This is a genomic window from Lysinibacillus sp. K60 (genome assembly GCF_019731275.1).
GTDB classification, from domain to species: Bacteria; Bacillota; Bacilli; order Bacillales_A; family Planococcaceae; genus Lysinibacillus; species Lysinibacillus capsici.
Window position 1 is genome coordinate 202,482 of sequence record NZ_JAASJR010000008.1, and the last position, 10,764, is coordinate 213,245.

At 35.9% G+C, this 10,764-nt stretch carries 7 protein-coding genes; all 7 read left to right on the top strand.

Annotated features, from left to right (window positions below; genetic code table 11):
- Positions 1-446: 446 nt before the first annotated feature.
- The 7 genes from dnaA to HCH28_RS18035 all read left to right on the top strand — a co-directional run bounded on the left by dnaA (position 447) and on the right by HCH28_RS18035 (position 10,346).
- Entirely contained in the window at positions 447-1,841 is a 1,395-nt protein-coding gene (gene dnaA / locus HCH28_RS18005; RefSeq protein ID WP_369700628.1) for a chromosomal replication initiator protein DnaA, read from the top strand.
- A gap of 169 nt (positions 1,842-2,010) precedes the next feature.
- Positions 2,011-3,147, top strand: a complete 1,137-nt coding sequence (dnaN, locus tag HCH28_RS18010) for a DNA polymerase III subunit beta (RefSeq protein WP_004233305.1) — start codon at positions 2,011-2,013, stop codon at positions 3,145-3,147.
- Positions 3,148-3,260: 113 nt separating this feature from the next.
- Positions 3,261-3,485 carry a S4 domain-containing protein YaaA gene (gene yaaA / locus HCH28_RS18015; RefSeq protein ID WP_004233303.1) on the top strand — a complete coding sequence of 75 codons (225 nt, stop codon included), beginning with the start codon at positions 3,261-3,263 and terminating at the stop codon, positions 3,483-3,485.
- A 3-nt stretch (positions 3,486-3,488) separates the two neighbouring features.
- Complete coding sequence (gene recF, locus HCH28_RS18020; RefSeq protein WP_221682475.1) at positions 3,489-4,595, top strand: DNA replication/repair protein RecF; 1,107 nt, start codon at positions 3,489-3,491, stop codon at positions 4,593-4,595.
- A gap of 103 nt (positions 4,596-4,698) precedes the next feature.
- Positions 4,699-6,633, top strand: coding sequence for a DNA topoisomerase (ATP-hydrolyzing) subunit B (gyrB, locus tag HCH28_RS18025; protein ID WP_221682476.1), 1,935 nt, complete (start codon positions 4,699-4,701; stop codon positions 6,631-6,633).
- A 25-nt stretch (positions 6,634-6,658) separates the two neighbouring features.
- On the top strand, positions 6,659-9,124 hold the full coding sequence (gene gyrA / locus HCH28_RS18030) for a DNA gyrase subunit A (protein ID WP_221682477.1): 2,466 nt from the start codon (positions 6,659-6,661) through the stop codon (positions 9,122-9,124).
- A gap of 142 nt (positions 9,125-9,266) precedes the next feature.
- Positions 9,267-10,346, top strand: coding sequence for an HD-GYP domain-containing protein (locus HCH28_RS18035; RefSeq protein WP_221682478.1), 1,080 nt, complete (start codon positions 9,267-9,269; stop codon positions 10,344-10,346).
- Positions 10,347-10,764 lie beyond the last annotated feature (418 nt).

Consider the following 10,764-nt stretch of genomic DNA (forward strand, 5'->3'; position numbering starts at 1 on the left):
TTTAATCGGTCGAACTATCTATTTATTCTATTCTTAATTTTCTAGTGTTCGGCTCCCTACTTAGAAATATTTTTTCTCCATAAACATAAAAATATTTATCCACAGAGTACTTGTTTTTTTTACACAGAGTTGTGTATAGTATTTTTTGCATTATTTTTTATCCACAACAATTATCTACAGGTTTCTCACATAAGCAGTGCTTGTGGACAACTATAAAGTGCATAATTGCAAGCTATGTGGATAAGTTTCACAAACTATTGAAATAGCTTTGTTTTTCTGATACGATTACTGTGCTTCACTTTGTTGAAAACTAAAACGAACATTTTAATTATCCACAACTGTTAATATGCTGTGGATAATTTTCATCACAGCCTTTGGTTAACTTTTATCCACAACTTGTGATTATGTGGACGAGTTATAAAATGAACGTATTTACAATTCTATAAATGCGATTTTTTTTTGTATTGAACACTGTAAAGGAGATTAGCAGCTTGGAACATTTAGAAGAACTATGGAACAATGTCCTGGCTCAAGTTGAACAAAAAATTTCTAAACCAAGCTTCGAAACGTGGCTAAAGTCTACGAAGTTACTATCTTACAATGGTAGTGGGTCCACTGTGACAATTGCTGCGCCAAATTCGTTTGCTCGAGACTGGCTTGAAAATCATTATATTCATTTGATTACAGGTATATTAACGGAGCTAACAGGCGAAGACTTGCTTATTAAATTTGTTGTTCAAAAAAACCAGGATTCGGACGATTTTGATTTGCCAGCGCCGATTATCCAAGCAAAAAATAATGAACATCATGATATTTCACCAGGTATGTTAAACCCGAAATATACTTTTGATACGTTTGTTATTGGCTCTGGTAACCGCTTTGCACATGCAGCTTCGTTAGCTGTAGCTGAAGCACCTGCTAAGGCATACAATCCATTCTTTATTTATGGGGGAGTAGGGCTAGGTAAAACCCACTTAATGCACGCTATTGGTCATTATGTACTAGAGCATAATCCAAATGCAAAAGTAGTGTATTTATCATCCGAGAAATTTACAAATGAATTTATTAACTCAATTCGTGATAACAAAGCACTTGATTTTCGCAATAAGTACCGCAACGTGGATGTACTGCTAATTGATGATATTCAATTCCTTGCTGGAAAAGAATCAACTCAAGAAGAATTTTTCCACACGTTTAATACTTTACATGAAGAATCCAAACAAATTGTTATTTCAAGTGACCGGCCTCCTAAGGAGATTCCAACTTTAGAAGATCGGCTCCGTTCACGTTTCGAATGGGGGTTAATAACTGATATTGCGCCGCCCGATTTGGAAACTCGTATCGCTATTTTGCGTAAAAAAGCAAAAGCAGACGGTTTAGAGGTACCAAATGAAGTAATGCTTTATATTGCGAACCAGATCGACTCCAATATTAGGGAGCTTGAAGGTGCGCTTATTCGCGTCGTTGCCTACTCATCACTTGTAAACAAAGATATTACTGCGACATTAGCTGCCGAGGCCTTGAAGGATATCATTCCTAATTCAAAACCGCGAACAGTGACAATATTAGACATTCAAAATGCAGTAGGGGAACATTTTAGTATACGTTTGGAAGATTTCGCTGCCAAAAAACGTACTAAATTAATTGCTTTTCCACGTCAAATCGCTATGTACTTATCACGCGAGTTGACAGATTTTTCGCTGCCAAAAATTGGCGAAGAATTTGGCGGCCGCGACCATACGACTGTCATACATGCGCACGAAAAAATATCTTCTATGTTGAAAAATGACGTGCAACTTCAACAAGATGTTAAACAAATTCGTAGTATGCTAGGCAAGTAATTGCTGTGGACAAACTAACTATTTAAACACAAACTTATACACAGTCTATCTACATGTGGATAGACTGATTTTATTCATATAAATACACTTATCCACAAATCCACAGGGCCTATTACTATATCTTTTTATTTTATATAAATAAATAATATAAATATGTGAGGGAAAACGAATGAAATTTGATATTTTACGTGACCGTTTATTAGAAGGTTTAAATGATGTCATGAAAGCAGTAAGTTCAAAAACAACTATTCCAATTTTAACTGGGATTAAAATTGATGTAACAGAGGAAGGTATCCGCTTAACTGGTAGTGATGCTGATATAACTATTCAAACATTTATTCCAGTAGAAGAAGATGGACAACAAATTATTCACATTACAGAAACAGGTTCAATTGTTGTACAAGCACGTATGTTTAATGAAATCGTACGTAAATTACCAACAAACGATGTTGAAATACAAGTAACACCTGGTTTCCAAACGCATATTCGTTCAGGGAAATCGGAATTCCATTTAATTGGCTCAGATGCAGCAGAGTATCCTTTGTTACCAGAGCTTACAGAAGATCAAAAATTTACTATTCCTGCTGATCTCTTAAAAACAATTATCCGTGAAACAGTATTCGCTGTTGCCACTTCAGAAAGTAGACCCGTGTTGACAGGTGTAAACTGGCAGATCAAAAATGAAACATTAATCTGTGTTGCAACAGATAGCCATCGTTTAGCAAGACGTAAAGTGCAACTCGAAAATTTACCAGAAGTTGAACATAGTGTAGTAATTCCAGGGAAAAGTTTGAATGAATTAAATAAAGTTCTTGAAGATTCTACAAATCTTGTCCAAATCGTTATTACAAGTCAGCAAGTATTATTTAAAACTGGTGATGTATTATTCTTCTCTCGCTTACTGGAAGGAAATTATCCTGACACAACTCGTTTAATTCCTGAAGAATATCAAACGAATGTAACAATTAATGGTAAATCTTTATTACAAGCTATTGACCGTGCATCACTTGTTGCACGAGGCGATCGTAATAATGTTGTCCGTTTTGAAATTTTAGATAACCAAGCAGTTGAAGTTTCTTCTAACTCTCCTGAAATCGGTAAAGTACAAGAAGAAATTCCTGTGGAAGCATTAGAAGGGGAAGGTTTGAAAATTTCATTCAGTGCAAAATATATGATGGAAGCATTAAAAGCAATAGATGGACAAGACGTAGTTATTCAATTTACCGGGGCAATGAGACCGTTTATTTTACGTTCCGTTCATGATGATGCTATTTTACAATTAATTTTACCTGTACGAACTTACTAAAGAATATAAGATCTGTTAAGATAGTCGCTCATAGTGACTATCTTTTTTTACTTATGGCGTAATTTTAGGTATGATAGAGAGATAGACAGTCTGTATTCGGAGGGGAACACACTATGCAGGACATTAAAATTGATGAGGAGTTCATCACGTTAGGGCAACTTTTAAAAATTACTGATGCCATTAGTTCAGGTGGAATGGCCAAGTGGTTTTTACAAGAACATGCTGTATATGTAAATGGAGAAGTAGACGATCGTCGAGGTCGAAAATTACGTAACGGAGATATTGTAAATATTCCTGGATGTGGTCGTTTTCAAATTATAGGACCAACTGGACAATAAATTATGTATATTGAGCAAATAAAACTTACAAATTACCGTAACTATGATGCCTTAGCTTTAAACTTCTCTCCAAAAATTAATGTTTTCATTGGTGAAAATGCACAAGGAAAAACAAATGTTATGGAGTCCATCTATGTTTTAGCAATGGCTAAGTCCCATCGAACAACGAACGATAAAGAATTGATACGTTGGGATTCAGACTATGGTAAAATAGAAGGGGCCGTTAAAAAAAGGCATGGTATTTTACCGATCGAACTTACGATTACAAAGAAAGGTAAAAAGGGCAAGATAAATCATATAGAGCAAAGTCGCCTTAGTCATTATATTGGTCAAATGAATGTCGTTATGTTTGCGCCAGAGGATTTGAACGTTGTAAAGGGAAGTCCGCAAATACGTCGGCGTTTTATTGATATGGAGATTGGGCAAATTTCGCCTGTCTATTTACATGATTTATTAACCTTTCAAAAAGTTTTAAAACAACGTAACCATTTTTTAAAAATGAACCAAGGCAAGTCCATGTCCAATGATGTGATGTATGAGGTCTACAATGAACAATATATTCACGCTGCTACCCAAATTATTCGTAAAAGATTTCAATTTATGGATTTATTGCAGGAGTGGGCGGAACCCATACACGCAGGTATATCGCAAGGTAAGGAAACACTTGTTATAAAATATCGTACGGTAGCTGGTATTGAAAAAGAGCACTCTACTAGTGAAATTGAAAATACTTTACATCAAAAATTAATTGAAGCGAGAGAACGTGAATTTGATAGAGGCGTGACACTAGTTGGTCCACACCGAGATGATTTACAGTTTTTAGTCAATGGCTATGATGTCCAAACTTATGGTTCACAAGGGCAACAGCGAACTACTGCATTATCTTTAAAGCTTGCTGAAATTGAATTAATTAAACAAGAAACAAAAGAAACACCCATACTACTTTTAGATGATGTTTTATCGGAACTCGATGATTATCGCCAATCGCATTTATTAAATACCATTCAGGGTGAAGTCCAAACCTTTGTAACAACCACAAGTGTGGAAGGAATTCATCATGAAACGATGGAACAGGCTCAACTGTTCCACGTGAAACAAGGTGCGATTTGAAAGAAGTTAGCCAGGGTAGTTTTTTAGATTACAAAAAGAATGGTAATAGTCAGCTCGGTTGACTGTTCATTCATTTACACACAATGATGTTATGAAGGAGTAGATGAAAGCCGTGGCTATAGAGAACGAAGGTTTACAAAACCAAGCTTATGAGGCCGATCAGATACAGGTATTAGAAGGTTTAGAAGCAGTACGTAAAAGACCAGGGATGTATATCGGTTCAACTAGCTCTAAAGGGCTTCACCATTTAGTATGGGAAATTGTTGATAATAGTATCGATGAAGCACTTGCAGGATTTTGTACAGATATAAAAGTAACAATTGAAAAAGAAAACTGGATTCGTGTAGAAGATAACGGTCGAGGTATTCCAGTTAGTATTCAAGAAAAAATGGGTAAGCCGGCTGTTGAAGTTATTATGACTGTTTTACATGCTGGTGGTAAATTTGGCGGTGGAGGTTATAAAGTTTCTGGTGGTCTTCATGGAGTTGGAGCATCAGTAGTAAATGCACTTTCTATTGAAACAATTGTCCAAGTACACCGTGAAGGTCATATCCATGAAATAAAATTTGAACGTGGAAAAACAGTTCAAGAATTAACAGTTATCGGTGATACAGATCATAATGGTACAACAACGCGTTTTAAAGCTGACCCAGAAATATTTAAAGAAACAACTGTTTATGAATATGATATTTTAGCTCATCGTATTAGAGAATTGGCTTATTTAAATCGTGGTATTAAGATTACGATTGCTGATGAACGTGAAGAAGAGATTCGCTCAACAACATACCACTATGAAGGTGGTATTCGTTCTTATGTTGAGCATTTAAATCAATCTAAAGACCCAATCCATGATCCAATTGATGTTCTTGGAGAGAAGGATGGCATCACAGTAGAAATTGCTATGCAATATAATGCTGGATTCTCTTCTAATATTTTTTCATTTGCTAATAACATTAATACGTATGAGGGCGGTACACATGAATCAGGGTTTAAAACAGCCCTTACACGCGTTATTAATGACTATGCACGAAAAAGTGGATTACTAAAAGAATCTGACGCTAATCTTACAGGTGAGGATGTACGAGAAGGGTTAACAGCTATTGTTTCTGTTAAACATCCAGATCCTCAATTTGAAGGACAAACAAAAACAAAGTTAGGGAATTCAGAAGTAAGTCAAATTACCAATTCTTTGTTCTCAGATGGCTTTGAGCGTTTTATGTTAGAAAATCCAACGGTTGCACGAAAAATTGTGGAAAAAGGATTAATGGCAGCACGTGCTCGTGTAGCTGCGAAAAAAGCACGTGAGTTTACTCGTCGTAAAAATGCTCTCGAAGTATCTAGCTTACCGGGTAAATTAGCTGATTGTTCTTCTACTAACCCAGCTGATTGTGAAATTTATATTGTTGAGGGTGATTCTGCCGGTGGTTCGGCTAAATCTGGACGTGATCGACACTTTCAAGCAATTTTACCTTTACGAGGTAAAATCCTTAACGTTGAGAAAGCTCGACTAGATAAAATTTTATCGAATGCGGAAATCCGTGCAATGATAACAGCATTCGGCACTGGTATTGGTGAGGAGTTTAATTTAGAGAAAGCTCGTTATCATAAAATCATTATCATGACAGATGCCGATGTCGATGGGGCACATATTCGTACATTACTTTTAACATTCTTCTTCCGTTTCCTTCGACCACTTATAGAAGCAGGCTATATTTATATTGCACAGCCACCACTTTATCAAGTGAAACAAGGTAAACATATTGAGTACTGCTATGATGAAGAGACATTAAAAGAAATTTTAGAACGGCTACCAAAAATGCCAAAACCAAATGTGCAGCGTTATAAAGGTCTTGGTGAAATGAACGCTGAGCAGCTTTGGGAAACAACAATGGATCCTGAGTACCGTACATTATTACAAGTAGAATTAGATGATGCAATTAAAGCAAACCAAGCATTTGAACGTTTAATGGGCGATGAAGTTGAACCTCGTCGTCAATTTATCGAGGAAAATGCCGTATACGCTAATTTAGATATCTAATTTTTCTTGAGAGGAGGTCTACACTTTGTCAGAACAAGAACGCTCCGGTGTTAAAGGAATTAATATAACAGAAGAAATTGAAACATCCTTTCTTGATTATGCAATGAGTGTAATTGTATCACGTGCATTACCTGATGTACGTGATGGATTAAAACCAGTTCATCGTCGTATTTTATATGGGATGCAGGAATTAGGTAATACAGCAGATAAAGCCTACAAAAAGTCAGCACGTATCGTTGGGGATGTAATGGGTAAGTACCATCCACATGGTGACTCTTCCATCTATGATGCAATGGTACGTATGGCACAAGATTTTAGCTATCGCTACATGCTTGTTGATGGTCACGGAAACTTCGGCTCTGTTGATGGTGATGGCGCAGCAGCCATGCGATATACAGAATCACGTATGTCTAAAATAGCAATGGAAATGCTCCGTGATATTAATAAAGATACAATTGACTATACAGATAACTATGATGGATCAGAAAAAGAACCAATAGTTTTACCAAGTCGCTATCCAAATCTTTTAGTCAACGGTGCTGCAGGGATTGCTGTAGGTATGGCAACAAATATTCCACCACATCAATTGGGTGAAACAATTGATGCTGTTATAGCACTTTCTGAAAATCCAGCCATTACGACTGAAGAGCTAATGGAAATCATTCCTGGCCCTGATTTTCCTACTGGTGGATTAATTTTAGGACGTAGTGGTATTCGTAGAGCCTATGAAACTGGTCGAGGTTCCATTATCATCCGTGCGAAAGTGGAAATTGAGCAAAAGGCAAATGGTAAGGAAACTATTCTTATTCATGAATTACCTTACCAAGTGAATAAGGCTAAGCTCATTGAAAAAATTGCAGAGCTTGTACGTGATAAAAAAATAGATGGAATCACAAATTTACGTGATGAATCAGACCGTCGTGGTATGCGTGTAGTGATTGAAGTTCGTAAAGATGCAAATGCTAATGTTGTACTAAATAATTTATATAAACAAACAGCTATGCAATCTAGCTTCGGTATCAATATGCTATCTTTAGTAAATGGTCAGCCTAAAGTATTAGGCTTAAAAGAAATGCTATACCATTATTTAGAACACCAAAAAGTAATTATTCGTCGTCGTACAGAGTTTGATCTTCGAAAAGCTGAAGACCGCGCTCACATTTTAGAGGGCTTACGAATCGCACTCGATCATATTGATGAAATAATCGCTATTATACGTGGTTCACGTAGTGGTGAAGAAGCAAAACCTCAATTAATGGAACGTTTTAACTTATCTGAGCGTCAGGCTCAAGCTATTTTAGATATGCGCCTCGTTCGGTTAAGTGGCTTAGAACGTGAAAAAATTGAGGCAGAATATCAAGAGCTTCAAGTTCTTATAGCTGAATTAAAGGCAATCTTAGCAGATGAAGAGAAAATTGTAGATATTATTCGTACTGAAATCTTAGAGTTGAAAGAACGTTTTAATGATATACGCCGTACTGAGATTACATCAGGTGGAATTGAAATGATTGAGGATGAGGATTTAATTCCTGTTGAAAACTCAGTTGTTACTTTAACACATAATGGCTATATAAAGCGTTTAGCTGCGAATACATATCGTAGTCAAAAGCGTGGTGGTCGTGGTGTACAAGGAATGGGTACAAATGAAGACGACTTTGTAGAGCATCTAATGAATACTTCTACCCACGATACAATTTTATTCTTCACGTCTAAAGGTAAAGTATTTAGAGCAAAAGGATATGAAATTCCTGAGTTCGGTCGTACTGCTAAAGGGTTACCTATCGTAAACTTGCTCAATATAGAAAAAGGCGAAAAAGTAACAGCTATGATTCGTGTTGCGTCGTTTGATGACGATGCTTACTTTATCTTTACCACAAAAACAGGTATTACAAAACGTACTCCTGTATCGCAATTTGCTAACATCCGAACAAATGGTTTAATCGCAATCAGCTTGAGAGAAGACGACGATCTTATTTCTGTACGTCTTACAGATGGAGAGAAACAAGTCATTATTGGTACACGCGATGGCATGCTCGTTCGTTTCCAAGAAGACGACATTCGATCTATGGGCCGTACAGCTGGTGGTGTACGAGGCATTAAGCTACGTGATGGTGACGAAGTAGTTGGTATGGAGATTGTTGAGCCAGGGCAAGAAATTTTAGTAGTAACTGAAAAAGGTTACGGTAAACGTACTTCTGAAGAGGACTATCGTTTACAAAGTCGTGGTGGAGTAGGACTGAAAACTATCCAGATTACAGATAAGAATGGTCCAATGGTGGCTGTAAAAACCGTCGATGGTTCTGAGGATTTAATGCTTATAACTATTAATGGTATGCTTATCCGTATGGATGTGAACGATATTTCATTAATTGGGCGCAGTACGCAAGGTGTACGTTTAATTCGACTAGGAGATGACGAATTGGTTGCAACTGTCGCTAAAGTGGAAAAAGCAGAAGAGTCTTTAGAAGACGAAGAGGAAGTCGAAGAATAATATAATCCGATGATGACATTATTGAATGTCGTCATCGGTTTTTTTACGTAAATAATGAAATATAAGTAATTATTTTGAATTCCATGATAAAATGAAAATACCTTATTTTGAAGCAAGAAAATAGTGGAGAGGTGTTCATTCCGTGGAAACTATACATGTTCCAATTTCAGAGCTAGGTGTTGGCAAGGTAATTTCTGAAGATATATTTGCTAATACACAGTATCCGATTATTTTCAAAGATACAATGATTTCTTATGTACACTTACAAGTTTTTCATGCATTTAATATTTTCACCGTCCCCGTTTACAAAAGTGAAAATGATACTCGTGTAGAAAAGAATGAGAGCGATGTCGAAGTTACAATAGAAGAAATTCCGACTTTTAGAAAAATCTATAATCATTCTGTTGAACAGTTTAAAAAAGAATTTAAAAACTGGGAAGCGGGAGCCAAGGTAGATATTGCAAAGGCCAGAACAATTATTTTACCTCTAGTAGAGATGGTACTAGAAGATCGTACTATTATTTTTGATTTAAATGAGTATTCAAATCCAAAAGACTACCTGTATCATCATTGTGTAGCAACTGGTTTAATTGCCTCAGTTATTGCTCAAAAACTTGGTTATGATAGAGGGACAACTATTCAAGTAGCCATCGGTGGTTTATTAGCTGATTGTGGTATGGCTAAAGTACATCCCCGTATCAGGGATAAGAAGACACCATTAACAGAGCAAGAATATGATGAGATTTATAAACATCCCATTTATAGCCATAATATGGTGAAAGATTTGACCATTTTAAAAGAAACGATGAAAGAAGCAATCTTCCAACATCATGAACGTTTAAATGGTAGTGGATATCCGAAGAACGAAAAGATCGCAAATATTTCTATATTTGCACAAATCATTGCTGTTGCAGACGTTTTTCATGCTATGACATGTGAACGAGTGTATAGAACAAAACAATCTTCATTTAAAGTGATAGAAATGATCAATGAATCTGAGTTTGGTAAATTTGATATTAAAGTAGTACGTGCATTAATTGATATTGTTGCAGATCTTCCAATAGGTACAATTGTAGAACTTTCTAATTTAGAACGTGGGGAAGTAATGTATGTAAATAAATTTGCCCCAACACGACCACTTATTAAATTAATTCATTCAGGGGAAATTTTTGATTTAGGGAAAAATCGTAGCTTCTATATTTCACGTATCATAACTAATTAATAGATAAAGGGGCAAACTATATTATGTGGTTTGCCTTTTTTTATCAGGTAAGAGATTTACTCTACGCAAGTGCTAGTATAAATAGGTGAGATATTAGTAGTTTCCTTAAGAAATACTTCGCAATATTAATCAATTAAATAGTGAGGATTTTAACCATAATTGTGTTTTGAAACATTTATATATATTGTATTAAAATATTTTTGGAGAAAGTGTTGACTTTGTTTTTGAATCTTGATATTATAAATGAGTCGCCAAGAGGTGACGACGAAATAAAGAACATGAACCTTGAAAACTGAACAAGCAAAACGTAATCAATAAAGTTTTAAGTAACTAGCTTCGGTTAGTGAACGAAACACAATTTTGGACATCAAACATGATGCCAGCAAAACAATTTGAGCTAATCAAATTTCTTTTATGG